This is a genomic window from Burkholderia sp. MSMB1835, assembly GCF_001526365.1.
Classification (GTDB): Bacteria; Pseudomonadota; Gammaproteobacteria; order Burkholderiales; family Burkholderiaceae; genus Burkholderia.
In genome coordinates this window covers 1-25,367 of record NZ_LOYP01000028.1, presented here as the reverse complement: position 1 = coordinate 25,367, position 25,367 = coordinate 1, and the positions used below count along the sequence as shown (strand labels likewise).

The 25,367-nt window shown below is 64.9% G+C and carries 28 protein-coding genes and 1 rRNA gene; 16 read left to right on the top strand and 13 right to left on the bottom strand.

The features are described 5' to 3' along the window. Window positions 1–3 precede the first annotated feature (3 nt). Together WS96_RS12135 and acs are read right to left on the bottom strand one after the other, a co-directional pair. On the bottom strand, window positions 4–348 hold the full coding sequence (locus WS96_RS12135; protein ID WP_059504019.1) for a DUF4212 domain-containing protein: 345 nt from the start codon (window positions 346–348) through the stop codon (window positions 4–6). An 82-nt stretch (window positions 349–430) separates the two neighbouring features. Further along, window positions 431–2,413, bottom strand: a complete 1,983-nt coding sequence (gene acs / locus WS96_RS12130; RefSeq protein WP_059832770.1) for an acetate--CoA ligase — start codon at window positions 2,411–2,413, stop codon at window positions 431–433. 318 nt (window positions 2,414–2,731) lie between these two features. Between acs and WS96_RS12125 the strand changes: the two genes are divergently transcribed. The 9 genes from WS96_RS12125 (at window position 2,732) to WS96_RS12085 (ending at window position 10,010) form a co-directional block, all read left to right on the top strand. After that, window positions 2,732–3,640: a DMT family transporter gene (locus WS96_RS12125; RefSeq protein ID WP_059832767.1), complete on the top strand. Its 909-nt coding sequence runs from the start codon at window positions 2,732–2,734 to the stop codon at window positions 3,638–3,640. A 112-nt stretch (window positions 3,641–3,752) separates the two neighbouring features. Continuing rightward, window positions 3,753–4,337, top strand: coding sequence for a TIGR00645 family protein (locus WS96_RS12120; RefSeq protein ID WP_034207817.1), 585 nt, complete (start codon window positions 3,753–3,755; stop codon window positions 4,335–4,337). 44 nt (window positions 4,338–4,381) lie between these two features. Further along, the gene (locus WS96_RS12115; RefSeq protein ID WP_059832764.1) at window positions 4,382–5,905 is read left to right on the top strand and encodes a fumarate hydratase; all 1,524 of its coding nucleotides are present in this window, start codon (window positions 4,382–4,384) and stop codon (window positions 5,903–5,905) included. A gap of 193 nt (window positions 5,906–6,098) precedes the next feature. Next, window positions 6,099–6,575, top strand: coding sequence for a bacterioferritin (gene bfr, locus WS96_RS12110; RefSeq protein WP_006482753.1), 477 nt, complete (start codon window positions 6,099–6,101; stop codon window positions 6,573–6,575). A 34-nt stretch (window positions 6,576–6,609) separates the two neighbouring features. Beyond that, window positions 6,610–7,467 (top strand): glutamate racemase, encoded by an 858-nt coding sequence (gene murI, locus WS96_RS12105; RefSeq protein ID WP_059832762.1) that lies wholly within the window; start codon window positions 6,610–6,612, stop codon window positions 7,465–7,467. Window positions 7,468–7,613: 146 nt separating this feature from the next. Further along, on the top strand, window positions 7,614–7,850 hold the full coding sequence (locus WS96_RS12100; protein WP_006482749.1) for a (2Fe-2S)-binding protein: 237 nt from the start codon (window positions 7,614–7,616) through the stop codon (window positions 7,848–7,850). Between the two features lie 217 nt (window positions 7,851–8,067). Further along, window positions 8,068–8,799 carry an energy transducer TonB gene (locus tag WS96_RS12095; protein WP_059832759.1) on the top strand — a complete coding sequence of 244 codons (732 nt, stop codon included), beginning with the start codon at window positions 8,068–8,070 and terminating at the stop codon, window positions 8,797–8,799. A 34-nt stretch (window positions 8,800–8,833) separates the two neighbouring features. Next, window positions 8,834–9,568: a MotA/TolQ/ExbB proton channel family protein gene (locus WS96_RS12090; protein ID WP_027784946.1), complete on the top strand. Its 735-nt coding sequence runs from the start codon at window positions 8,834–8,836 to the stop codon at window positions 9,566–9,568. 13 nt (window positions 9,569–9,581) lie between these two features. Further along, entirely contained in the window at window positions 9,582–10,010 is a 429-nt protein-coding gene (locus WS96_RS12085) for an ExbD/TolR family protein (protein ID WP_006478310.1), read from the top strand. Between the two features lie 445 nt (window positions 10,011–10,455). On the opposite strand, the gene WS96_RS12080 is transcribed toward WS96_RS12085, so the two are convergent. Next, window positions 10,456–11,430: a LysR substrate-binding domain-containing protein gene (locus WS96_RS12080; RefSeq protein WP_027784947.1), complete on the bottom strand. Its 975-nt coding sequence runs from the start codon at window positions 11,428–11,430 to the stop codon at window positions 10,456–10,458. 121 nt (window positions 11,431–11,551) lie between these two features. Here WS96_RS12080 and WS96_RS12075 point away from each other — a divergent pair, with 121 nt between their 5' ends. The 3 genes from WS96_RS12075 (at window position 11,552) to hemP (ending at window position 13,393) form a co-directional block, all read left to right on the top strand. Then, the gene (locus tag WS96_RS12075; RefSeq protein ID WP_059832757.1) at window positions 11,552–12,424 is read left to right on the top strand and encodes a pirin family protein; all 873 of its coding nucleotides are present in this window, start codon (window positions 11,552–11,554) and stop codon (window positions 12,422–12,424) included. Window positions 12,425–12,523: 99 nt separating this feature from the next. Beyond that, a complete protein-coding gene (locus WS96_RS12070) occupies window positions 12,524–13,006 on the top strand; it encodes an SRPBCC family protein (RefSeq protein WP_059504035.1) in 483 nt (160 codons plus the stop codon). Window positions 13,007–13,147: 141 nt separating this feature from the next. Continuing rightward, window positions 13,148–13,393 (top strand): hemin uptake protein HemP, encoded by a 246-nt coding sequence (gene hemP, locus WS96_RS12065; RefSeq protein WP_034207822.1) that lies wholly within the window; start codon window positions 13,148–13,150, stop codon window positions 13,391–13,393. Between the two features lie 275 nt (window positions 13,394–13,668). Here the strand turns inward: hemP and WS96_RS12060 are convergent, their stop codons facing one another. The 5 genes from WS96_RS12060 to uvrB form a co-directional block, all read right to left on the bottom strand. Continuing rightward, complete coding sequence (locus WS96_RS12060) at window positions 13,669–15,066, bottom strand: 4Fe-4S binding protein (RefSeq protein ID WP_034207823.1); 1,398 nt, start codon at window positions 15,064–15,066, stop codon at window positions 13,669–13,671. Further along, window positions 15,063–15,905, bottom strand: a complete 843-nt coding sequence (locus WS96_RS12055) for an FTR1 family iron permease (RefSeq protein ID WP_059832753.1) — start codon at window positions 15,903–15,905, stop codon at window positions 15,063–15,065. The genes WS96_RS12060 and WS96_RS12055 overlap by 4 nt, the downstream gene beginning before the upstream one ends. Before the next feature lie 57 nt (window positions 15,906–15,962). Then, window positions 15,963–16,295 (bottom strand): cupredoxin domain-containing protein, encoded by a 333-nt coding sequence (locus WS96_RS12050; RefSeq protein WP_006478303.1) that lies wholly within the window; start codon window positions 16,293–16,295, stop codon window positions 15,963–15,965. Between the two features lie 55 nt (window positions 16,296–16,350). After that, window positions 16,351–16,902: an iron transporter gene (locus tag WS96_RS12045; RefSeq protein WP_006483880.1), complete on the bottom strand. Its 552-nt coding sequence runs from the start codon at window positions 16,900–16,902 to the stop codon at window positions 16,351–16,353. Window positions 16,903–17,128: 226 nt separating this feature from the next. Continuing rightward, entirely contained in the window at window positions 17,129–19,219 is a 2,091-nt protein-coding gene (gene uvrB / locus WS96_RS12040) for an excinuclease ABC subunit UvrB (RefSeq protein ID WP_034207824.1), read from the bottom strand. Between the two features lie 259 nt (window positions 19,220–19,478). Between uvrB and WS96_RS12035 the strand changes: the two genes are divergently transcribed. Continuing rightward, window positions 19,479–20,678 (top strand): amino acid aminotransferase, encoded by a 1,200-nt coding sequence (locus WS96_RS12035; RefSeq protein ID WP_059832750.1) that lies wholly within the window; start codon window positions 19,479–19,481, stop codon window positions 20,676–20,678. Window positions 20,679–20,801: 123 nt separating this feature from the next. Here the strand turns inward: WS96_RS12035 and WS96_RS12030 are convergent, their stop codons facing one another. Then, complete coding sequence (locus tag WS96_RS12030) at window positions 20,802–21,590, bottom strand: 3-hydroxybutyrate dehydrogenase (protein ID WP_059782050.1); 789 nt, start codon at window positions 21,588–21,590, stop codon at window positions 20,802–20,804. Window positions 21,591–21,755: 165 nt separating this feature from the next. Between WS96_RS12030 and WS96_RS12025 the strand changes: the two genes are divergently transcribed. Both WS96_RS12025 and WS96_RS12020 read left to right on the top strand, forming a co-directional pair. After that, window positions 21,756–22,727, top strand: a complete 972-nt coding sequence (locus WS96_RS12025) for a potassium channel beta subunit family protein (RefSeq protein ID WP_059827528.1) — start codon at window positions 21,756–21,758, stop codon at window positions 22,725–22,727. 105 nt (window positions 22,728–22,832) lie between these two features. Further along, the gene (locus WS96_RS12020; RefSeq protein ID WP_059832747.1) at window positions 22,833–23,678 is read left to right on the top strand and encodes a 23S rRNA (adenine(2030)-N(6))-methyltransferase RlmJ; all 846 of its coding nucleotides are present in this window, start codon (window positions 22,833–22,835) and stop codon (window positions 23,676–23,678) included. 15 nt (window positions 23,679–23,693) lie between these two features. On the opposite strand, the gene WS96_RS12015 is transcribed toward WS96_RS12020, so the two are convergent. Beyond that, on the bottom strand, window positions 23,694–24,029 hold the full coding sequence (locus WS96_RS12015) for a hypothetical protein (protein ID WP_059832845.1): 336 nt from the start codon (window positions 24,027–24,029) through the stop codon (window positions 23,694–23,696). Here WS96_RS12015 and WS96_RS34500 point away from each other — a divergent pair. Beyond that, window positions 23,958–24,164, top strand: a complete 207-nt coding sequence (locus WS96_RS34500) for a hypothetical protein (RefSeq protein WP_257127979.1) — start codon at window positions 23,958–23,960, stop codon at window positions 24,162–24,164. The genes WS96_RS12015 and WS96_RS34500 overlap by 72 nt on opposite strands. A 12-nt stretch (window positions 24,165–24,176) precedes the next feature. Here WS96_RS34500 and WS96_RS32250 read toward each other — a convergent pair whose 3' ends face one another. The 3 genes from WS96_RS32250 to rrf all read right to left on the bottom strand — a co-directional run bounded on the left by WS96_RS32250 (window position 24,177) and on the right by rrf (window position 25,308). After that, on the bottom strand, window positions 24,177–24,323 hold the full coding sequence (locus WS96_RS32250) for a DUF3563 family protein (protein WP_006478295.1): 147 nt from the start codon (window positions 24,321–24,323) through the stop codon (window positions 24,177–24,179). 215 nt (window positions 24,324–24,538) lie between these two features. Beyond that, window positions 24,539–24,943 carry a Cu(I)-responsive transcriptional regulator gene (gene cueR, locus WS96_RS12010; protein WP_059832745.1) on the bottom strand — a complete coding sequence of 135 codons (405 nt, stop codon included), beginning with the start codon at window positions 24,941–24,943 and terminating at the stop codon, window positions 24,539–24,541. A gap of 252 nt (window positions 24,944–25,195) precedes the next feature. Further along, window positions 25,196–25,308: ribosomal RNA gene (gene rrf, locus WS96_RS12005) — 5S ribosomal RNA — on the bottom strand. Window positions 25,309–25,367: the final 59 nt, after the last annotated feature.

The following is a 25,367-nucleotide window of genomic DNA, read 5'->3' as shown; positions in this document are numbered from 1 at the left end:
GAATCAGCGCCCGCCGCTCGCAGGGCCGGCGCGTGCCGCATGCTCGTCGTACGCGCGGCGCAGCGTACGGTCCGCGCGTTGCATCAGCCCGATGTAGACGACGATCAGCACGAGGTAGACGAGAATCGCGCCCTGTGCGCCGACATAGAACGGCAGGCTGAAACCCGCGAAGCGAACGCCGGCGAGCGCAGGTCCGAAAAACGGCACGATGAACGACACCGCGAAGCCGATCACCATCAGCACCGCGATCAGCGCGACGTTGAAGCGCCAGTAGCGTGCGTGCGCACGCGCGAGCGGCGCGGGAACGGGGGGTGGCGCGGCAGGCGCCGAACGGGTCGGAACGGTCATGCCGTTATGTAGCAAAAAGCCCCTGCGCGGGCAATCCGGATTGCCGCGCAGGGGCTCGCGCGCATGACGCGCAACCGTGTGCTCAACGCACTTCGGTGAGCTGCTCGAGGATGGCCGGATTCTCGAGCGTGGACGTGTCCTGCGTGATCGCCTCGCCCTTGGCGAGCGAGCGCAACAGGCGCCGCATGATCTTGCCCGAGCGCGTCTTCGGCAGGTTGTCGCCGAAGCGGATGTCCTTCGGCTTCGCGATCGGCCCGATCTGCTTGCCGACCCAGTCGCGCAGCGCCTTCGCGAGCGCCGCGGCTTCGTCGCCTTCCGGGCGCGAACGCTTCAGCACGACGAACGCCACGACCGCCTCGCCCGTCGTGTCGTCCGGACGGCCGACCACCGCCGCCTCGGCCACCAGCTCGTGCGACACCAGCGCCGATTCGATCTCCATCGTGCCCAGCCGGTGGCCCGACACGTTCAGCACGTCGTCGATCCGGCCCATGATCGTGAAGTAGCCGGTCTCCTTGTCGCGCACGGTACCGTCGCCAGCGAGATACAGCCGGCCGCCGAGCTCCTCGGGGTAATAGCTCTTCCTGAAACGCTCCGGGTCGCCCCAGATCGTGCGGATCATCGCCGGCCACGGGCGCTTGACCACGAGAATCCCGCCTTGCCCGTTCGGCACGTCCTGGCCCGTCTCGTCGACCACCGCGGCCGTGATGCCCGGCAGCGGCAGCGTGCACGACCCCGGCACGGTCGGCGTCGCGCCCGGCAGCGGCGTGATCATGTGGCCGCCGGTTTCGGTCTGCCACCACGTGTCGACGATCGGGCAGCGCTCGTGGCCGACGTGCTTGTGGTACCACATCCACGCTTCCGGATTGATCGGCTCGCCCACCGTGCCGATGATGCGCAGGCTCGACAGGTCGTAGCTCTTCGGGTGAACCTTGTCGTCGGCTTCGGCCGCCTTGATCAGCGAGCGGATCGCGGTCGGCGCGGTGTAGAACACGGTGACCTTGTGATCGTCGATCATCTTCCAGAACCGGCCGGCGTCCGGATAAGTCGGCACGCCTTCGAACACGACCTGCGTGCCGCCGCATGCGAGCGGCCCGTAGGTGATGTACGTATGGCCGGTGACCCAGCCGATGTCGGCCGTGCACCAGAACACGTCCGTGGGCTTCCAGTCGAAGGTCCACTTCATCGTCTGCGCGGCCCACAGCAGGTAGCCGCCCGTGCTGTGCTGCACGCCCTTCGGCTTGCCGGTCGAGCCCGACGTATACAGGATGAACAGCGGATGCTCGGCGCCGACCCAGGTCGGCTCGCACGTGTCGGACTCGCCGTCGGCGAGTTCGTGCATCCACAGGTCGCGCTCGGCATGCCAGTCGATCTTGCCGCCGGTGCGGCGATAGACGATCACGCTCTTGACCGCCTCGCAGCCGCCCATCGCGATCGCCTCGTCGGCGATGCTCTTGAGCGGCAGCGTCTTGCCGCCGCGGGCCTGCTCGTCGGCGGTGACGAGCGCGACCGCGCCGACGTCGACGAGCCGCTCGTTGAGCGATTTCGCGGAGAAGCCGCCGAACACGACCGAGTGCGTCGCGCCGATGCGCGCGCAGGCCTGCATCGCGACGATGCCTTCGATCGACATCGGCATGTAGATGACGACACGATCGCCCTTTGCGATGCCGCGTTTCTTCAGCGCATTCGCGAAGCGCGACACGCGTGCGAGCAGGTCGGCATAGGTGACGCGGGTGACGGTGCCGTCGTCGGCCTCGAAGATCACGGCGACGCGCTCGCCGTTGCCGGCTTCGACGTGGCGGTCGAGACAGTTGTACGACGCGTTCAGCTCGCCGTCCTCGAACCACGTGTAGAACGGCGCGTTGCGCTCGTCGAGCACCTGGGTGAACGGCTTGTGCCACGCGAGGCCCTCGCGCGCGAGGCGCGCCCAGAAGCCTTCGTAATCCTGCTCGGCCTCGGCGACGAGCGCGCGATAGGCCGGCATGCCGGAAATGGTCGCCGTCTTCTCGAGCGCCGCGGGCGGCGCGAACTGACGGGTTTCGTGAAGAACCGATTCAATCGCAGACATCGACTACCCCTTGGTGAACATGAATCCTCTGCATGGCGGCGCGATCGTGCACGCCGCGCGTCTTGGCCGGCGCTCGCGCGCCGCTGTCTCCCACCCACCCGCACGCGGCCGCGACGGCCTGCGCACGATGCTGCACCGCACCACATCACGCGAACGCGACCTGCGGCCCGGCAGTGTCCACGATAAGCGCTCCAACTTACCCGTCACTTACGCGGCATGGCCGCTTCATGCGCCGGGCGGCGCCGCATCGAGGCCGGCTTTACGCTGTTACAACCGCGACCCTACAATCCTAACTGAACTCGCCTTCCGGATTCCAGCTTGAATCGCTACGCCCTCTTCCTCATCCTGTCGATGCTGTTCGTCGGCAGCAACGTCGGTATCGGTAAATCCATCGTTGCATTCGTCCCCGTCGCCATCCTCGCCACGCTGCGCTTCGTGATCGCGATCGCCGTGCTGTGGCCGCTGTTCAGGCCCGTGAAAATGCGCGCGGTCAAGCGCGGCGAATGGCTGAACCTGTTCCTGCAAGCCTTCTTCGGCACCTTCATGTTCACGCTGCTGATGCTCAACGGCGTGCAGCGCACGAGCGCGGTGGCCGCGGGCGTCATCACGAGCACGATCCCGGCGATCGTCGCGCTGTTCGCGTGGCTGATCCTGCGTGAAAAGCCGAACGGCCGTGCGCTCGTGTCGATCGCGCTCGCGATCGTCGGCGTCGTGACGATCAACCTCGCCAACGGCAGCGCGGCCGGGCACGGTGCGCACGGCGACGCGTCCGGCTCGCTGACCGGCAACCTGCTGATCCTCGGCGCGGTGTGCTGCGAATCGATCTACGTGATCCTGTCGCGCCGGCTCACGCAAACGCTCGCGCCGATCGACATCTGCGCCTATACCCACCTGTTCGGCCTGTTCCTGATGCTGCCGCTCGGCGCGACGGCGCTGTGGCGCTTCGATTACGCGAGCGTGCCGGCCGGCACCTGGGCGCTCGTCGTCTGGTACGGGCTGTCGGCCAGCATCTTCTCGTTCTGGCTGTGGATGAAGGGTATCCGGCACGTGCCGGGCAGCCTGGCCGGCGTGTTCAGCGCGGTGCTGCCGATCGCCGCGGCCGCGTACGGCATCGCGTTCCTCGGCGAGCGCCCGACGCTCGCGCACGGCATCGCGCTCGCGTGCGTCGTCACCGGCATCGTGCTCGCCAGCCTGCGTGTGAAAAACGTGCCGGCCGCCGCCTCGTGATCCGTCCCTCGCAGTACCGGCGCGTCGCTGCAGCCGCGCCGGCCGACGCGTTACAATAGCGCGCCTTTTCAAGATTACCCCCGATACCTGCGCCCCGCGCCCGTACTCCGACATGTCCGCCCCGCATTCGCCCGGCCGCCCCGGCCGTCGCCCGCTTCGACCGCTTCCCGCGCTGATTTTCATGAGCCGCTGGCTCCAGGTTCCGCTTTACCTCGGCCTGATCGTCGCGCAGGCCGTCTACGTATTCCTGTTCCTGAAAGAAGTCTGGCACCTGCTGTCGCATGCGACGGGCCTCGACGAAATCAGCGTGATGCTCGCGGTGCTCGGCCTGATCGACGTCGTGATGATCTCGAACCTGCTGATCATGGTGATCGTCGGCGGGTATGAAACGTTCGTGTCGCGGCTCGGCATCGAGGGCCATCCCGACGAGCCCGAATGGCTCGACCACGTGAACGCGGGCGTGCTGAAGGTCAAGCTGTCGATGGCGCTGATCAGCATTTCGTCGATCCACCTGCTGAAGACCTTCATCAACCCCGACCAGCACACGACGCACGCGATCATGTGGCAGGTGATCATCCACGTGTCGTTCCTCGTGTCGGCGCTCGTGATGGCGTGGGTCGATCGCCTGACGACGCACACGCATCCGGCCCATTTCCACGAGACGCATGCGCCAGCGGCGTCCCGACCGGCGGCCTGAACCGTCGGCCAACCCTTCCCCACTGTCCCCACAGAGTCTCAGCCATGACCGTCATCAAACAGGAAGACCTGATCCAGAGCATCGCGGATTCGCTGCAGTACATCAGCTACTACCACCCGCTCGACTACATCCAGGCCCTCGGCCGCGCGTACGAGCTGGAAGAGAGCCCGGCCGCGAAGGACGCGATCGCGCAGATCCTCACGAACAGCCGCATGTGCGCGGAAGGCAAGCGTCCGATCTGCCAGGACACCGGCATCGTGACGATCTTCGTGAAGGTCGGCATGGACGTGCGCTGGGACGGCGCGACGATGGGCGTGACCGACATGATCAACGAAGGCGTGCGCCGCGGTTACACGCACCCGGACAACGTGCTGCGCGCGTCGATCGTCAATCCGCCGGAAGGCGCCCGCAAGAACACGAAGGACAACACGCCGGCCGTGATCCACTACGAGATCGTGCCGGGCGACAAGGTCGACGTGCAGGTCGCGGCGAAGGGCGGCGGCTCGGAGAACAAGTCGAAGTTCGTGATGCTGAACCCGTCCGACTCGATCGTCGACTGGGTGCTGAAGACGGTCCCGACGATGGGCGCCGGCTGGTGCCCGCCCGGCATGCTCGGGATCGGCATCGGCGGCACCGCCGAGAAGGCGATGCTGATGGCGAAGGAATCGCTGATGGAGCCGATCGACATCCAGGAAATCATCGCGCGCGGCCCGAAGGACTGGGTCGAGGAACTGCGCGTCGAGCTGCACGAGAAGGTCAACGCGCTCGGCATCGGCGCGCAGGGCCTCGGCGGCCTCGCGACCGTGCTCGACGTGAAGATCATGGCGGCGCCGACGCACGCGGCCTCGAAGCCGGTCGCGCTGATTCCGAACTGCGCGGCCACGCGCCACGCGCACTTCGTGCTCGACGGTTCGGGCCCGGCCAAGCTCGAAGCGCCGTCGCTCGACGCCTGGCCGAAGGTGCAGTGGGAACCGAACACCGAAACCAGCAAGCGCGTCGACCTGAACACGCTGACGCCGGAAGAAGTCGCGAGCTGGACGCCGGGCCAGACGCTGCTGCTGTCGGGCAAGATGCTCACCGGCCGCGACGCCGCGCACAAGCGCATCGCCGACATGCTCGCGAAGGGCGAGAAGCTGCCGGTCGACTTCACGAACCGCGTGATCTACTACGTCGGCCCGGTCGATCCGGTGCGCGACGAAGTGGTCGGCCCGGCCGGCCCGACGACGGCCACGCGCATGGACAAGTTCACCGAGACGATGCTCGCTCAGACGGGTCTGATCTCGATGGTCGGCAAGGCCGAGCGCGGGCCGGTCGCGATCGATGCGATCAAGAAGCACAAGGCGGCCTACCTGATGGCGGTCGGCGGCGCGGCCTACCTCGTGTCGAAGGCGATCCGCGGCGCGAAGGTGCTCGCGTTCGAAGACCTCGGCATGGAAGCGATCTACGAGTTCGACGTGCAGGACATGCCGGTGACGGTCGCCGTCGATTCGTCGGGCACGTCGGTGCACCAGACGGGTCCGAAGGAATGGCAGGCGAAGATCGGCAAGATCCCGGTCGCTGCCGCTTAAGCGCGATCGAACGAAAGGCCGGACGGACGTCCGGCCTTTTTACTTCTCATTCTCATTATTGTGCGCAGCCGGTTGTTCGAGGCTGATTCTCATTACACGCAAAAGGCAGGCCCGACAAGGCTTCGAGGCTTGGCTTTTCTCGTTCGAGCGATTATCGTTCGGTTTCTGAAGCCCCACTGAACAAGGAACAGCCATGCAAGGCGACAAGAAAGTCATCGAATATCTGAACGCCCAACTGAAGAATGAACTCACGGCGATCAACCAGTACTTCCTGCATGCGCGCATGTACAAGCACTGGGGCCTCGACAAACTCGGCAAGCACGAATACGACGAATCGATCGGCGAAATGAAACACGCCGACTGGCTGATCGAGCGCGTGTTCATGCTCGACGGCCTGCCGAACCTGCAGGACCTGCACAAGCTGCTCGTCGGCGAGGAAACCGAAGAGATCCTGAAGTGCGACCTGAAGCTCGAGCAGATCTCGCAGTCCACCTGCAAGGAAGCGATCGCCTACTGCGAATCGGTGCGCGACTACGTGTCGCGCGAGATCTTCGAGAAGATTCTCGACGATACCGAAGAGCACATCGACTGGCTCGAAACGCAGATCGACCTGATCGGCAAGGTCGGCCTGCAGAACTATCAGCAAACGATGATGGGTTCGCCCGAGTAATCGCGCCACCCGCCGGCCCGCCGCCCGCCCGACGATGACGAACCCGTCCGCCGCTACCGCTCCGCACGCCACCGCCCCTGTCGGCATCTTCGACTCGGGCCTCGGCGGCCTGTCGGTGCTGCGCGCCGCGCGCGCGCATCTGCCCGACGAATCGTTCGTCTACGTCGCCGACTCGCACCACGCGCCGTATGGCCCGCGCGACGAGGCATTCATCACGGAACGCACGCTGGCGATCGGCGAATGGCTCGCCCGCGAAGGCGCGAAAGCGCTCGTCATCGCGTGCAACACGGCAACGGCACGGGCGATCGCGGCGATCCGCGAACGCCTGTCGATTCCGCTCGTCGGCGTCGAGCCGGGCATCAAGCCGGCCGCCGCGCTGTCCGCGACCGGCGTCGCGGGCGTGCTCGCCACGCAATCCACGTTGAACAGCCCGCGCTTCCAGGCGCTGCTCGACCGCTACGGCGCGGGCCGTCGCTTCATCTGCCAACCCGGCCACGGGCTCGTCGAAGCGATCGAACGCGGCGACACGAATTCCCCCGCGTTGCGCGCGCTGCTCGAGCGTTACATCCAGCCGATGCTCGACGACGGCGCCGATACGCTGGTCCTCGGCTGCACGCACTATCCGTTCTTCACGGAAACGATTCGTAACCTTGTGGGCGAGCGCCTGACGATCGTCGACACGAGCGATGCCATCGCCCGCCAGCTCGCGCGGGTGCTCGACGAACGCGGGCTGCGCGCGCCGGCCGGCACGCACGCCGCGCCGCCGCGCTTCTGTTCGACGAGCGACGGCCTGCAACTGCGCGCGCTCGCGTCGACGCTGCTCGGCCTCGAGGCGCCGGTCGAATCCGTCACCATTTCCTCGCCGAACGCGCACGCCTGCGCGACCGCCTGACGCGGGCCGGCAGGTCCGCTCGCCCTGCTTCGCCACGCCCACCGCTTCAAGGGTCCGATGGCTTTAAAAAAAGCCGACCCAGGCTTGTCAACGTCTGCAAAATTAATGATAATAATTCGCATTAACGTTAGCTATCGCAACTCATCATGATCGTCTGCGTGTGCAAGTCTGTTTCCGATCGCAAGATTCGCGCGTCCCTCGCCGAGGGCGTGAACTCTTTCGATGAACTCCAGTTCGAGCTCGGCGTGGCCACGTGCTGCGGCAAGTGCGAGGAGTCCGTACGCGACCTCATGGCCGAGCAAGGCGTCTGCGCGAGCCGGTGCGGCGTCGAGCATCATGCGCATCCGATCCCGGTCACGTTCTACGACCGCAAGGCGGCCTGAGCGACACCGAGCGTGCGCATGCGGCCAGGCCGCATTTTTTGTTGTGACCGTCAGCAAGCCACCGTCTGCGCGAGCCAACGGCTTACCTGCCAAGGAGCCTGTGATGGAATTGCTGATCGGATTCGTAACCACCGTTTGCATCTCGCTGCTGATCTTCCGCAAGTGATGCCGATTCACCCGCCGCGCCCCGGGTGCGGCGTCGTTCTTTCAAGCTAACATGCAGGCTTCGCATCTCGCTCCTGCCGGCGCCATGCCGGCTGCACCACGTATGAATTCCCGAGTGATCGTCGTCGCGGTCGGTGTGCTTGCCGCACACGCGATCATGCTCACGGCCGCGTGGCTCCATCGCAACACGCCACCGCCGAAATCGGTCGAGGTCCAGACGATCACCGCGCAGCTCATCACGCCTGCGCCGATCGCGCAGCAGGTCGCGGCCGAGTCGATCCCGCAACCCGCGCCGCCGAAGCCCGTGCCGCGCGTGAAGCCGAAGGTCGAGCCGAAGCCGGTGCAGAAAGCGGCGAAGCCGACCCCGCAACCGGTTGCGCCGTCACCGGCCCCGTCGCCCGTCCCCGCTCCCGCCGCCGATCCGACACCGGCTCCCGCCGCGCCCGCTCCCGCGGCACCGGCCGCCACGCCGGCCCCGGCGCGCGAAACGATGCAGGTCAGCGCGCCGAAGAACGTGCCGACGCTCCAATGCAACTTCGTGAAGCCCGACTATCCGTCGATGTCGCGCCGCCGCGGCGAATCGGGCACCGCCTATGTTCACTTCGTCGTCGGCGTGACCGGCAAGATCGAAAGCATCGATCTGCAAAAGAGCAGCGGCTATCCGCGCCTCGACGATGCCGCCCTCGACGCGATGCGCTCGACCACCTGCCGTCCGTATGTCGAGAACGGCCAGGCGATCCGCGCCGCCCGCACGCAGCCCTACAGCTTCGGGCTCACCGACTAACCTGCCTCATCCGGAAGATTCAAAGGAAACAAAAATGCAAAGCTACGGTATCGCGCACGTCTGGGCGCAAGGTGATTTCGTCACACGCGCGATTGCGATCACGCTGCTCGTGATGTCGGTCCTGTCGTGGATCGTGATCGTCGTCAAAGGCTGGAACGTGATCCGCCTGAATCGCCTCACGAAGAACGCCGAACAGGCATTCTGGCATTCCGACAATTTCGACGACGGCATCAAGAAGCTCGGCCTCGCCGCCTCGACGCCGAACGACAACCCGTTCCTCGCGCTCGCGCTGTCGGGCAAGGAAGCCGCCGACCACCACCATCAGACGCAGCCGCACCTGCACGATCGCATGGACGTATCGGACTGGGTCACGCGCTGCCTGAAGGACACGATGGACGAAGGCATTTCGCGCATGCAGAGCGGCCTCGCGATCCTCGCATCGGTCGGCAGCACGGCGCCGTTCGTCGGCCTGTTCGGCACGGTCTGGGGGATCTACCACGCGCTGCTCGCGATCGGCGCCACCGGCCAGACGTCGATCGACCAGGTCGCGGGCCCGGTCGGCGAATCGCTGATCATGACGGCCTTCGGCCTGTTCGTCGCGATTCCCGCCGTGCTCGGCTACAACGCACTGACCCGCGCGAACAAGGGTGTCGTCAGCAAGCTGCGCCGCTTCGCGCACGGCCTGCACGCGTACTTCGTGACGGGCGCGAGCCTCGCGTCGTCGTCGACGCGCGACGGCCTGCGTCTCGCATCGCGCGCCGCCAGCTGAGACGAGGTGATCCATGGCCATGAACACCGGTTTCAGCGACGATGACGACGATGCCGTGATGAGCGAGATCAACATGACGCCGCTCGTCGACGTCATGCTCGTACTCCTGATCATTTTTCTCGTGACGATCCCGGCAATGCAGCATGCGGTGAAGATCGACCTGCCGCACGCCAGCAGCCAGCCCGTCGACGAAAAGCCGCAGACCGTCGACGTCGCGATCCAGGGCGACGGCACGATCCTGTGGGACGACCACACGGTCACGCGCGAACAACTGCAGGCACGCATCGCGGAAGCCGCGAAACGCACGCCGCAGCCGGAATTGCACCTGCGCGCGGACCGCAAGGTGGCGTACGAGCACGTCGCGGAAGTGATGTCGGATGCGCAGGCAGGCGGCTTGACGAAGCTCGGCTTCGTGACGGAGCCGGGCGCAAAAGCAAAATAACGTGCACACGTCCCGCCGCCGGTAGTAACTGGCGCACCTAGTCGGGCGTCCCTAGCCGGGCGTCCCTAACCGGGCGTCCCTAACCGGGCGTCCCCAACCGGGCGTCCCCAACCGGGCGTCCCCAAAGTAAAAGGCCTTCATCGCCAGATGAAGGCCTTTTTTCATGCGCACGCGGGCGCCTTCGGGCGGCGGGCTCTTCGGCGGTATCGGTTGCGCCTCGAGCAACGCAAATGCGACTCTGCCGTGGTCTGCACGGACTGCGCGTTCTGCCCTATCTGGCTCACAATATATGCGGCCACCTGATTTCGCTCAGAACTTCCTTCACGAAATGGGATTTCAATATAGGCCCGCCCGTCCGCGCATTCAAGGTTCCGGCGATTGAAACTTGCGATTGCAGGCGACGCTTCAATGACAAAACAAATTTGCGTCGTCGTGGGCGCCGTGTTCAGGTCGCCGAAACATCGGCCGCCGCTTCCTTCTTCGCGCGCTCGGGGCAACCCGGCTCCTTGTACGCGCCATGGTCGAGCTTCTCGACCAGGTAATCGACGAACGCACGTACCGCGGGCGGCATCCCCTGTCGCGATACGAACACCGCATACAGCTGCGGCACCGGCAGCGTCCAGCCGGGCATCACGGGCGACAGTTGCCCCGCGCGCAGCGCGTTGCCGTACATCATCTCCGGCAGCGCCGCGATGCCTAGGCCATCGAGCACGGCTTCGCGGATCGTCATCAGGTCGGCCGTCACGAGCCGCGGATCGTGCTCGTGCACGTGGCGCGTTCCGTCCGGCGCGATCAGGTTGAATACGTGCCGACCGTCGACGCTCGGCGTATCGAGCGTCTCGAAGCCGGTCAGGTCGTCCGGCGCCAGCGGCGGCGCATTCTGGCTCAGCAGGCTCGGCGCGCCGACCAGCATCTGCTCGGTGCGCCACAGCGGCCGCACGACGATGTTGGCGTTCTGCGGCGGCTCCGAGCGCACGCGCAACGCGACGTCGATCGAATCCTCGAACAGGTCGATCACGCGATTCGTCACGCGCACATGCACCTTCACCTCGGGGTAGCGGCGCAGGAATTCGGGCAGGATGCGCGACAGCATCGTCTGCGACAGCGTCACCGGCACGCTGACGCGCACCGAGCCGCGCGGTGACGCGCGCAACTGCTGCACCGCATTCATCGCGGCCCTCGCTTCGGCGAGCATCGCCTGGCAATGCTGGTAGAACAGCTCGCCCGCCTCGGTCAGTGCGAGCTTGCGCGTCGAACGCTGCAGCAGGCGCACGCCGAGCGCCGCCTCGAGTTCGGTCAGGCGCCGCGACAGCCGCGATTTCGAGATGCCCAGCACGCGCTCGGCGGCCGAGAAGCCGCCATGTTCCACGACCTGCGAGAAGTACATCAGGTCGTTCAGGTTATGTGCATCGATATTCATCTCATCGTTCCAATTTCAGAACAATCCATTGCGAACCGCCGCGAATCGCGCGGTAAAACGCCCCATATAATAGCGCCATGTTTCAAAAATAACGCTATTCCGATGATGTCGAGGGCTTCCCATGACCACCGCTCGCTCGCTTGATCGCACCTACCCCGCGCTTCGCACCATCGAAGGCGGCGGTTTCGTGGTTCACCGCCCGTTCCCGACGCGGCTGCTGATGGATTTCGATCCGTTCCTGCTGCTCGACGAAATGGGGCCCGTCGACTACGCCCCCGGCGAAGCCGTCGGCGCGCCCGATCATCCGCATCGCGGCTTCGAAACCGTGACCTACGCGCTCGACGGACGTTTCCGTCATCGCGACTCGTCCGGCCATGCCGGCACACTCGGCCCCGGCGACGTGCAGTGGATGACGGCCGGCGCCGGCGTCGTGCACAGCGAGATGCCGGACCCGGCGTTCGCTCAGGCAGGCGGGCGCTCCCATGGCTTCCAGCTGTGGGTCAATCTGCCTCGCCGCGACAAAATGATCGCGCCGCGTTACCAGGAAATCCCGGCTGCCCGCATTCCGACCGCGACGTCGCCGGACGGCCGCGCGCACGTGCGCGTCATCGCCGGCGAAGCGTTCGGCGTACAGGCCGCGATCGAGACGCGCACGCCGATCCTCTATCAGCATTTCACGCTGGAACCCGGCGCAACGGTCACGCAGCCCGTGCCGGCCGGTTACCGCGTGTTCGCCTATCCGATCGACAGAACGGGCCTCTACGGGCCCGACCGGCAGGCTGTCGACGCACGGCGCATGATCGTCTACGGCGACGACGGCGACGCTGTCACGTTCGCTGCCGGCGATACGTCGCTCGACCTGCTGCTGATCGGCGGCGTGCCGCTCAACGAGCCGATCGTCCGTTACGGCCCGTTCGTGATGAATACCGAGGAAGAAATCCGGCAGGCCGTCGTCGACTACCAGACCGGCCGCATGGGCCGCATCGATGCGTGAGCCAGTGAAGCGCAGGTGCCGCGAAGCCCGTGGTTTTGCGTCACAATGCGTGCTTGAATCATGCATGTGGCGACCCGCCACCAGAAGGAACTCCAGCCCTTGAACTTCGAACATCTGATCCAGATCAACTCCGACGATCCGGCCGTGCCGGCCCTCACCCGCGACCAGCTCTGGGAAGGCCTCGTGCTGCGCGCGGAACAGCCGCAGCTGTTCGTGATCGGTCTCGACAGCTGCGTCATCCACGAACGGACGGACACGACGCTCGAACGCGAACTGCATTACGGCCACGCGACCGTGCGCGACCACGTGACGTTCACGCCGAACCAGCAGGTCCGCTACGACATCCGCGCGGCCGACGGCGAGATCGGCGGCTCATTGACGATGACGATCGAGGAGCGCGACGACAACGAGCTGTTCCTGCGTTTCGAGTACCGCACGACGCTGACGGTCACGGACGACAGCGAAGAAGCGCGACAGACGCACGGGATCGTCAAGGAGGCGTACCGCACGTCGGATATCGATACCGTTCGCCTGATCCGCGAATACGCGCAGGGTCGCAAGGATCCCGATCCGCTGCACTGAATCCCCGTGGCGGCCTGCGGGCCGCCTTTCTTGATTCAAGCTATCAGAACTGACATCTCAATTGATAAAGAGTTTTTGTAAATGGGAATGGTTATCATTTAGAATTCATTCCATCGTATCGACAGTCACCGCTCAAACCGAATGACCGACACCATGCGCCCGACCACGCTGACCCTGCGCCGCACCACCGGCACCGCAGCCAGCAGCCGTCAGAAGACGGCAGCGGTCACCACGCCGGCGAAACCCGCCGGCAACCGCGATGCAGGCACGCGGGTCGTCAACAGCGATGCGCTGCTGCAAGGCCAAAGCCACGTCAGCATCGCGCATAACGGAGAGACTTATCAGTTGCGCGCCACGCGGCTCGGCAAACTGATCCTGACGAAGTAACGACCGAGTATTGTGGGGACCACCTCCCTGAGAGGTGTTGGGCAGTAGCCAGCGTAACGGCTTGCACGCGAGATCTAGACCCCTTCGTGCAAACACACTCAAGCAGCCGTTGCAGCAAGCCAAGCCACTTTTTTTGGTTCTCGCACCAGGAAGAAAAAAGCGACACGTCGAAGGACGTGTCGCTTTTTTGTTTGAGCAGACAATGCGCGCAGCACGTTGCCCGGGTGGCGTTGCTGCCGTCGATGCGCGACAGCGAGAGCGGCATGCGCGCCGCGTCAGAACCCCCAGAACATCAACCACCATGCGCTGTCGACGACGGCCAGCCCGACGGCGAACCACGCGAATGCCGCGAGCCGGCGCGGCCACGCCGCATAGCGCCCCGTTACCTTCCACGCGAGCCACGCACTCCACACGTTGGCGCCGACCAGAATCGCGATACGCACATCGGATGCCCAGCCGAGCGGCACATGCTCGGCGCGCAGCAACGACAGCGTCGTGGCCGACAGCCCGAGGAACACGCCCGCACCCGCGATCGGGATCAGCGCCTGTGCGAGGTGATGCAGGCGCACGCGATCGAAGCGGCCGAGCATCAGCGTGGCGCCGGCCAGCAACACCAGCAGCGCCGTGCCGTACACGAGGCCCGTGCCGACGATGTAGCTGACGACCAGCCCGCCATCGAGCCACGAGAACACGTCGTTGCGGTCCGGGTAGTGCGTGAGCAGGAACCACGGCGCATTGGTCTCGAGCGGCCACGTGATGTCGCGGTCGATCAGCCAGCCCGCGAGCCATTGCTTGATCTGCACGAACCAGGGACTGACGGTCCAGTGGAACGCGCCGATCGCCACGCCGAGCAGGCCGTACAGGATCAGCGCGGTGTCCCACGGGTTGGCCTGTTCCGCACCGAGGTTCACGACTTCGTCGGACGGCGAACGCAGCGACAGCGAAATCGCGTCGCGGTGCCCGCTGCAGCGGCCGCACATATGGCAGGCCGCCGCACCCTTCATGTTGCGCAACGGCACGAGCGGCGCGCAGTTGATCGGAATCACGCGATGGCCGTGCTCGCCGTTCTTGTAAGAACGGCGCCATGCATCCTCGTCGACCTTGTAGCGCATCGGCGCAAGCCGTGCGAGCAGCCCGAACACGCCGTTGACCGGACACAGGTACTTGCACCACACGCGTTTCTCGCGGCCGTACAGCACGCCGATCACGATCGCGCCGACGGTCGAGCCGCCGAGCACGAACAGCACCGCGAGCGGGTACTGGTACACGCTCACCATCTGCCCGTAGATCGTCGTGATGCCGAACGCGACGAACGGCCAGCCGCCCCACCGGATCCAGCGCGGAATCGGGCCGCCGCGGCCGAACTTGCTCGCGTATTCGGTGAGCGCGCCCTCCGGGCACAGCACACCGCACCAGACGCGGCCGAGCATCACCATCGACAGCAGCACGAACGGCCACCAGATACCCCAGAACGCGAACTGCGCGATGAGCGTGAGGTTGTTCCACAGGTGCGCGGAATCGTCGGGCAGCGGCAACACCGCCGGCACGATGATCAGGAACGCGTAGACGGCGACGACGATCCACTGGATACCGCGGATCAGCGCACCGTGGCGCTGCATCCACTGGCCGGCCTGCGCGAGCCAGCCCGGCTTGACGGCGGCGACGACACTCATGCCGCGCGACCCGCTGCGACGGCCGGACGGCGGCTCGCGCGCTTCATCAGCAGCCAGACGACCGCCCAGTACACCGCATACGCCACCAGGTTGGTCAGCGCCGGGTGCGCACGATAGCCGGTCAGCGTCGCGACGAGCGAACCGAACGTGCCCGAATCATCGAGGATCGCGGACGTATCCCACACCTGCGAGATGCCGAGCGGCAGGATTTCCTTGTCGATCAGCTTGTCGATGCCGGTCTGGAACAGGCCCGCGCCGAGAAACAGCAGCATCACCTCGGTGACGCGGAAGAAATGCCGCCACGAAAAATACTTGCCGCCGAGCTGCAGCAGATAGAACGTGAGGAACGCGAGGCCGAGACCGATCACGACCGCGAGCATCTGGCTACCGTCGACGTGGCCCGACTGGCCGAAACCGAGGCCGTACAGGAAGATCACCGTCTCGCTGCCTTCGCGCGCGATCGCGAGCGCGACCAGCACGGCGACGCCCCACCAGTTCGAATCGCGCGTGCTTTGCTGCAGCGACTGCTCCATGTCGCGCTTCAGCGTGCGGCCGTTCCGGCGCATCCACAGCACCATCTGCACGATCAGCACGCATGCGATCAGCACCATCGCCGTCTGGAAATAGTCCTGCGCATCGCCGGACAACACCTCGGTGAACCCGACCAGCGCGGCGCCGAGGCCGACGGCCATCAGCAGGCCGACGCCGACGCCGGCCCAGAGGAAAGGCAGGCCGCGGCGCGCGTCGTCGTCGCCGTTTTTCAGCCATGCATAGAGAATGCCGACGACGAGCAGCGCTTCGACGCTCTCCCGCCAGACGATGAACAAGATCTGACCCATCGATACCTCCTGACGCACGGGGCAAGGGACTGGACGCCCGCGCGCAGATAAAACGCGTTACTTCGCGACGATCACGCCCTGCGCCTGCTGGTGAAAATCGTCGAAAAACTTGTATTCGCCCGGCGACAGCGGGGCGACGACCACGAACGAATCGGCGCCCGGCGCGAGCACCTTCTCCTTGCGCAACTGCACGCTCTCGAATTCGGCGGCGCCCTTGCCGGTGTTCCTGATCTCGATCTTGAAACGCTGGCCGGCCGGCACTTCGATGCGTGCGGGATTCAGCTTGCCGTCCGTCATCTCGAGCTTGAACGTCGGCAGATCGGCCGCATGCGCCGCGCCGGCAAGCCACAGCGCAGCGGCTGCGGCAACGATTTTCTGGGGAATTTTCATTCTGGGTTCTCTACGCCGACGGCGCGCCGAAGCGCGCCGTTCGTCATGCCACCGATCAGTAACCGCCCTTCTTGCCGATACCGGCGAACGGGAAGTCGTACTCGAGCGTGATGGGCTTGAACCACGGGCCCACGCCCGTTTCCTTGTCGACGTGACGACCGAACGCCATGTGACCCGACTGCATCGGCGGCTTGACGACCATCGTCAGGTGATACTTGCCCGGGCCGGCGAGCTTCACGTTGTCGCCGTAGTGCGGGCCGTCGCTCGCGACCATGCCCATCAGGTCGCCCTCGGCCTTCCACTTCGTGTCGCCCTGCTTCGTCAGCTTGTACGTGACCTGCAGGTACGGCATCCAGTCGCCTTCCGCGAAACCGGTCGGGTTGTTCTTGACCGCATGGATGTCGGCCTCGAGGTGGATGTCGGAATCCGACGCCTTGCGCATCATGCCTTCCGGGTCCATCGTGATCGGCTGCAGATACACCGCGCCGATTTCCATGCCGCCCTGGATCTGCTGCTTGCCGATCGGATACTCGGCCGCCGAGGCCGACATCGCGGCCAGCGCCGCCGCTACCGCAACCGTCGTGCGGATGAACGAAGAACCCAACATGGACACTCCTTGTTATTTGTCTGACTATCTTGACGACATGCGAGCCGCCGCCGGGCCGCCCGCTGGAAACACTAACGCGACGAAGAACGTTAATGCGAACTATTCTCAATACATGAGGAGTTTAGCACCGAACCCGTTTCGGAACAAACGGAGCGCGCCGTAAACCCCTGATCCGACAAGGCTTACAGGCGCTTTACCAAAAGGATTCGGTGACGCTTGGAAAGATTTACCGGCCGCCGCTGATGTGATCGCCGACGTTCGCGCCGAACACGCGTTCGCGCAGCACGGCAAGCTGGTCGCGGGTCGCGGCGGCCTTCTCGAATTCGAGGTTCTTCGCGTAGTCGGCCATCTGCTTCTCGAGACGCTTGATTTCCTTCGCGAGTTGCTTTTCCGACATGTCCTCGAATTTCGCGCGCTGCTGCGCCTCCTTCAACTCCGCACGCGCGTCGTCGGCGTTGTAGACGCCGTCGATGATGTCCTTGATGCGCTTCACGACGCCGCGCGGCGTGATGCCCATCTTTTCGTTGTAGGCGATCTGCTTCGCGCGGCGCCGCTCGGTTTCGTCGATCGCGCGCTTCATCGACTCGGTCATGTTGTCCGCGTAGAGAATCGCCTTGCCGTTCACGTTCCGCGCGGCACGGCCGATCGTCTGGATCAGCGAGCGCTCGGCGCGCAGGAAGCCTTCCTTGTCCGCGTCGAGGATCGCGACGAGCGACACTTCGGGAATGTCGAGGCCCTCGCGCAGCAGGTTGATCCCGACCAGCACGTCGAACGTGCCGAGCCGCAGATCGCGGATGATCTCCACGCGCTCGACCGTATCGATGTCGCTGTGCAGATAACGCACCTTGACGCCATGGTCGGCCAGGAACTCGGTCAGCTGTTCGGCCATGCGCTTCGTCAGCACGGTGATCAGCACGCGCTCGCCGGCCTTCACGCGCGCGTTGATTTCGGTCAGCACGTCGTCGACCTGCGAGCTCGCCGGCCGCACTTCGATTTCCGGATCGACGAGGCCCGTCGGTCGCACGACCTGCTCGGCGATCTGCCCCGTCACGCGCTTCTCGTAGTCGGCCGGCGTGGCCGACACGAACACGACCTGGCGCATCTTGCGCTCGAACTCGTGGAATTTCAGCGGCCGGTTGTCGAGCGCCGACGGCAGGCGGAAGCCGTAATTGACGAGGTTTTCCTTGCGCGCGCGGTCGCCGTTGTACATGCCGTTCAGCTGGCCGATCAGCACGTGCGATTCGTCGAGCAGCATCAGCGCATCGGGCGGCAGGTAATCGACGAGCGTCGGCGGCGGATCGCCGGGCGCCGCGCCCGAGAAATGCCGCGAATAGTTCTCGATGCCCTTGCAGAAGCCGAGCTCCTGAAGCATCTCGAGATCGAAGCGCGTGCGCTGCTCGAGGCGCTGCGCCTCGACGAGCTTGCCCTCGCGATGGAAGAACTCGAGCCGTTCGCGCAATTCGTCCTTGATCGTCTCGACCGCGCGCATCACGGTGTCGCGCGGCGTCACGTAATGCGACGACGGATACACGGTGAAACGCGGAATCTTCTGCCGGACGCGCCCGGTCAGCGGGTCGAACAGGTGCAAGGTCTCGACCTCGTCGTCGAACAGCTCGACGCGCACAGCCATTTCCGCATGTTCGGCCGGGAAGATGTCGATCGTGTCGCCGCGCACGCGGAACGTGCCGCGCTGGAAATCCTGCTCGTTGCGCGTGTATTGCATCGCGATCAGCCGCGCGATCACGTCGCGCTGGCCGAGCTTGTCGCCGGTGCGCAGCGTGAGGATCATCTGGTGGTATTCGGACGGATTGCCGATACCGTAGATCGCCGACACCGTCGCGACGATCACCACGTCGCGGCGCTCCATCAGGCTCTTCGTCGCCGACAGCCGCATCTGCTCGATGTGCTCGTTGATCGACGAGTCCTTCTCGATGAACAGGTCGCGCTGCGGCACGTAGGCCTCAGGCTGGTAGTAGTCGTAGTACGAGACGAAATACTCGACCGCGTTGCGCGGGAAGAATTCGCGAAACTCCGCGTAAAGCTGGGCCGCGAGCGTCTTGTTCGGCGCGAACACGATCGCCGGGCGGCCGAGCCGCGCGATCGTGTTGGCCATCGTGAAGGTCTTGCCCGAACCGGTCACGCCGAGCAGCGTCTGGAAGGCAAGGCCGTCGCCGACGCCTTCGACGAGCGTGTCGATCGCGGTCGGCTGATCGCCCGCGGGCGGATAGGGCTGGTAAAGCTGGAACGGCGACCCTTCGAAAGTGACGAATTTGGATTCGTCGAGCGCGTCGCCGACTTCGGCATGATGTTCGGACATGGAATGCGGCCGGAGCAAGGGCAAAGAAAGCATTCTAGCGCTTCGCGGCCGCGCGAACTGCTGTCGGCTCCTGACGCGCGACGGCCGCCCGAATTCACGATTCGCCGCCCCGATCGCGATGGAATCGCCGCCCCCGCCAGCGCGAATTCGCTACAATGTCAGGCTGCTGCGCTTTCCGGCGTCGCGCCGTTGGCGCGCTGTTCCGCGCCCGCGCTGCCGGCTGAAAGCCTGACCCTCTTTTCACTACTGCCGAATCATCATGTCGCTCTTCTCCGCTGTCCAGCTTGCTCCCCGCGACCCGATCCTGGGCCTGAACGAAGCCTTCAACGCCGACGCGCGTCCGACCAAGGTCAACCTCGGCGTCGGCGTGTACACGAACGAAGACGGCAAGATTCCGCTGCTGCGCGCGGTTCGCGACGCGGAGAAGGCGCGTGTCGAGGCCGGCCTGCCGCGCGGCTACCTGCCGATCGACGGGATCGCCGCCTACGATGCGGCCGTGCAGAAGCTGCTGCTCGGCAACGACTCGCAGCTGATCGCGGCGGGCCGCGTGGTCACGGCCCAGGCACTGGGCGGCACGGGTGCGCTGAAGATCGGCGCCGATTTCCTGCGCACCGTGAATCCGAACGTGAAGGTCGCGATCAGCGATCCGAGCTGGGAAAACCACCGCGCGCTGTTCGAAGCAGCCGGCTTCGAAGTCGTCGCGTACCCGTATTACGACGCGGCCACCAACGGCGTGAACTTCGAAGGCATGCTGTCGGCGCTGAACAGCTACGCGGCCGGCACGGTCGTCGTGCTGCATGCGTGCTGCCACAACCCGACCGGCGTGGACCTGACCGAAGCGCAGTGGCAGCAGGTCGTCGACGTCGTGAAGGCACGCAACCTCGTGCCGTTCCTCGACATGGCCTACCAGGGCTTCGGCGAGAACATCGAAGCCGATGCCGCTGCCGTGCGCCTGTTTGCCGCGGCCGACCTGAACGCGTTCGTGTCGTCGTCGTTCTCGAAGTCGTTCTCGCTGTACGGCGAGCGCGTCGGCGCGCTGTCGATCATCACGTCGAGCAAGGAAGAAGCCACGCGCGTGCTGTCGCAACTGAAGCGCGTGATCCGCACGAACTACTCGAACCCGCCGACCCACGGCGGCGCGGTGGTTGCGGCGGTGCTCGCGTCGCCGGAACTGCATGCGGCGTGGGTGCAGGAACTCGGCGAAATGCGCGACCGCATCCGCGCGATGCGCAACGGTCTCGTCGAGCGCCTGAAGGCGAGCGGCGTCGATCGCGATTTCAGCTTCATCAACGCACAGCGCGGGATGTTCTCGTATTCGGGCCTGACCTCGGCACAAGTCGATCGCCTGCGTGACGAGTTCGGCATCTATGCGGTCAGCACGGGCCGGATCTGCGTCGCCGCGCTGAACACGCGCAACCTCGACGCGGTCGCCAATGCGATCGCAGCGGTCCTGAAGTAAAGCGGCGCCGGGCGGCAGCCGTCACGGCTACACGCCCTGCCGACATGAAAAACGCGCTCCGTGGAGCGCGTTTTTTTGTTGTGCCGCTCAGCGCGGCGGGCGGCTACACTGCCCGCCTCCGCGTTACTGCATGAACCAGCCGTGGCTGACGACCACCGACTGGCCCGTGAGCGCGGCGCTCGGGAATGCCGACAGGAACAGCACCGTCTGCGCGACGTCCTGCACCGTCGTGAACACGCCGTCGACCGTGTTGCCGAGCATCACCTTCTTGATCACTTCCTCTTCGCTGATCCCGAGCTCCTTCGCCTGCTCCGGAATCTGCTTGTCGACCAGCGGCGTGCGCACGAAGCCCGGACACACGACGTGCGAGCGCACGTTGTGCTTCGCGCCTTCCTTCGCCAGCACGCGCGCCAGGCCCAGCAGCCCGTGCTTGGCCGTCACGTACGCCGACTTCAGCGGCGACGCTTCGTGCGAGTGCACCGAGCCCATGTAGATCACGACGCCGCCGCGATCGTCCTTGTACATGTGCTTGAGCGCGGCCTTCGTCGTCAGGAACGCGCCGTCCACGTGGATCGCCTGCATCTTCTTCCAGTCGGAGAACGAATAGTTCTCGATCGGGTTGACGATCTGGATACCGGCGTTCGACACGAGGATGTCGATCGAGCCGAACGCTTCGGCCACCTTGTCGATACCGGTGTTCACGGCTTCCTCGCTGGTCACGTCCATCGCGACGCCGATCGCCTTGCCGCCTGCCTTGTTGATCTCGTCAGCGACCGCGTTCGCGCCGTCCTGGTTCAGGTCGGCGATCGCGACGGCCGCGCCTGCCTTGGCCAGCTCCAGCGCGATTTCCTTGCCGATGCCGCTCGCGGCGCCCGTGACGACGGCGGTCTTGCCGCTCAGATCTGCTGCCATGTCCTTCTCCTCCCGTTGTCGGATCGATAAAACACGCGCCCGCCGCATCCGCGCTCATCGCGAAATCGTATCGGCGTGCCAGCCGTCATTGTGCACGATCGGCCCCGCCGTTCGCGCGCAAAACGTCTAAGCTTAAAGGTCGATTCCGTTCGACAGGAGGTTCTCATGCACTATCGACGGCTAGGCCGCTCCGGCCTGCAGATCAGCGAGCTTTCCCTCGGTTCGTGGGTGACGTACGGCAATCAGGTCGATCAGCGGGTCGCGCGCGAATGCCTCGCTGCGGCCCGCGACGCGGGCGTCAATTTCTTCGACAACGCCGAGGTCTACGCCGGCGGCAAATCCGAGGAAATCATGGGCCACGCGCTCAAGTCGCTCGACTGGCCGCGTATCAGCTATATCGTGTCCACGAAGTTCTTCTGGGGGCTCGCGGAAGCCCCGAACCAGTATCACACGCTGAACCGGAAATACCTGCTGAACGCGATCGACGGCTCGCTGCGCCGGCTGCAGCTCGACTATGTCGACCTCGTCTATTGCCATCGGCCCGACCCGCATACGCCGATCGAGGAAACCGTGTGGGCGATGAGCGACATGATCGTGCGCGGCAAGGCGCTGTACTGGGGCACGTCGGAATGGAGCGCCGACGAGATCCGCGCAGCGTGCGAGATCGCCGAGCGGCATCATCTGCACAAGCCGGTCGTCGAGCAGCCGCAGTACAACCTGTTCCACCGCACCCGGGTCGAACAGGAATATGCGCGGCTCTACGACGATTACGGTCTCGGCCTCACGACCTGGAGCCCGCTGGCGTCGGGGCTGCTCACCGGCAAGTACCGCAACGGCGTGCCGGCCGGCAGCCGCGCGCAGTTGCAGGGCTACGACTGGATGCGCGAACGCCTGACCGATCGGGCCGCCAACGACATCGTCGAACGGCTCGGCGAGATTGCCGCCGAACTCGGCTGCAGTACCGCCCAATTGGCAATCGCATGGGTGCTCGCGAATCCGCGCGTGAGTTCGGTCATCACGGGCGCATCGCGGGTCGACCAGATCGGCGACAACATGCGCGCGCTCGACGTTGCCGCGAAGCTGACGCCGGACGTGAAGCAACGCATCGAGGCGGTGGTCGGCGACGCATACGAGTAAGGCGACTCACGGCCACTCGCGTACAATACGCGGCCTCGGCGCCCGGCCTGACGGCCACGCACGATCCGCTTTCATCGATTCACCTTTCGTTTCAGGCAGCCCGCCATGCTCAGTTATCGTCACGGTTTTCACGCAGGCAACCACGCGGACGTGCTCAAGCACGCCGTCGTCGTCCAGCTGCTGCGCTACCTGAACAAGAAAGACAAATCGTACTGGTACATCGATACGCATGCAGGCGCCGGCGTGTACTCGCTGCGCGACGGTTATGCAGCGAAGACGTCGGAATTCGATACCGGCATCGGCCGGCTGTGGAACGAAAAGAACCTGCCGGAGGCGCTGGGCGACTACGTGGATGAAGTCCGCGCGCTGAACGCCGACGGCGAACTGCACTTCTATCCCGGCTCCCCGTACATCGCATGGCGGTCGATGCGCGAGCAGGATCGGATGCGCCTGTTCGAAATGCACACGACGGAAATCGATGTCCTGCGCCACAATTTCCGCGACGCGGGGCGACGCGCGATGATCTTCGCCGGTGACGGCTTCGAAGGTATCAAGGCGCTGCTGCCGCCGCCGCCGCGTCGTGCACTCGTACTGATCGATCCGTCCTACGAGGACAAGAAGGATTACGCGCGCGTGGTGAGTTGCGTGACGGAGTGCCTGAAGCGTTTCGCGACCGGCTGCTATGCCATCTGGTACCCGCAGGTCTCGCGGCTGGAATCGCAGCGCTTTCCCGAACAGTTGAAGCGCCTTCAACCGAACAACTGGCTGCACCTGACGCTGACGGTGTCGAATCCGCCGACCGACGGTCTGGGCCTCTACGGCAGCGGGATGTTCATCCTGAATCCGCCGTATACGCTCGCTCAGAGCATGAAAGAGGTACTGCCCTACCTGGTCGAGATGCTCGGACAGGATAGCGGTGCCCGCTGTCAGATCGAGCACCGCGGAAACTGATCGGGCGACTGGTCGTTACGGCTGCGGTCTCGGCGCGAGCCTCGGCTGGTTGGCCGGCTGCCCGCCCCAGGCGGGAACGTTGATATACGGGGCGACGAACAGCGGAACCGACGTGTTCGGCGCCTGCCCGGCCGGTGCCCGCATGCCTGCGGGCTCGACGATCGGCTCCGACGACAACGGTGCCGTCTGCAACACCAACCCGCCCTTGCCGTCCTGGATGCCGCGCTGCGTATCGAGAACGAGCGGCCTGGACGACGTCGCGGCACCGACCGCGAGGCCATGAACGAGCACGGCCGCGCCCAGAACGAGACGCGCGCGAGCACGACGACGCACATCGACACGCAAACGCATGATCGTGTCCTTCAGGATGAAAAGCAGGTGCATACCATAGCGCTGCGCCGACGTTTTCGCCAGATCCGGCGCACAAAAAAACAAAGCCCCGTCAATACGGGGCTTGCTTGTCGTTCGGTGCCGCTCGGCACCTGACGGTAACTTCGATTACAGCGAGTAGCCGTTGGTTTCGAGCGAGCGGATGCGGCTCTCGAGCTGGACGATGTCCGACGACGTGGCGAGGTAAGCCTCACGGCGCTCACGTTCTGCGGATTCGAACCAGTTGCTCAGCTTTTCGACGATGTAGGCGATCATGACGTTCTCCAAGGAAGAGGGACCCCTGGTGAATCGAGATTCAGGGATTTCCCGTATAGGGTTATCCCGAATTATAGCGATGCCGCACCAAGATGCTAGTGAAATACGCGCATGGAGGCCATTCCAATTCGGAATGACGGCAGTCGGGCCGCCCATAACCCGTTGATTTTTAGTGATATTGAAGCCGAGCTCGTTTTGAGACTCGAAGGTCTGCACTAATTTGGTTCGCCGGCGGGGTCGGCCAGGCGCGCCAAAATCGGGCATTCTGGCCGCCCGTCACCATGACAGTGCGCGGCCAGATCCGCCAGTGTGTCGCGCATGTCGCTCAGTTCCGCGATGCGTTTGTCGAGTTCGGCCACGTGCTCAAGCGCGATCGATTTCACTTCGGCACTGGCGCGGGAGCGATCCTGCCAGAGCATCAGCAGCTTGCGAATGTCTTCGACGAGGAAGCCGAGTCGTCGCGCCTGACGGATGAACCGCAGGATATGGATTTCGTCCGCGCCGTAGATCCGGTAGCCGGCATCGGTACGCTTGCTCGGCGCAAGAAGGCCGACTTGTTCGTAGTACCGGATCATTTTCGCGCTGACTCCGGATTCGCGCGACGCGTCGCCGATATTCATTCCCCCGCCCTCTTCATCAAGCTCTGGTTTCGAACACGAATGTCGACGGATGCTCGCGTCGACGACACTTCGATCGTATCAAATCACGGGGTTTCGTTCCGAGGGAGAGCTTGGCAGGCAGCAGGAACGTGGCTGACCGATCTCTGGCGCGCACGCGGTTGGGTTACGAGGAATGAGCGCGCTTCTCGCATTTTTGGGGCGCCGAAATGCAAAAACCCCCGCCTGGTTGGGCGGGGGTTTCTGGCTTAGGGAGCCTGACGATTACCTACTTTCACACGGGAATCCGCACTATCATCGGCGTAGAGTCGTTTCACGGTCCTGTTCGGGATGGGAAGGGGTGGGACCGACTCGCTATGGTCATCAGGCAAAGAGGGTTGTCCTGCTGGCGTGGCCAACAGAACCAATCTGGGAAGAAGCAGTAATT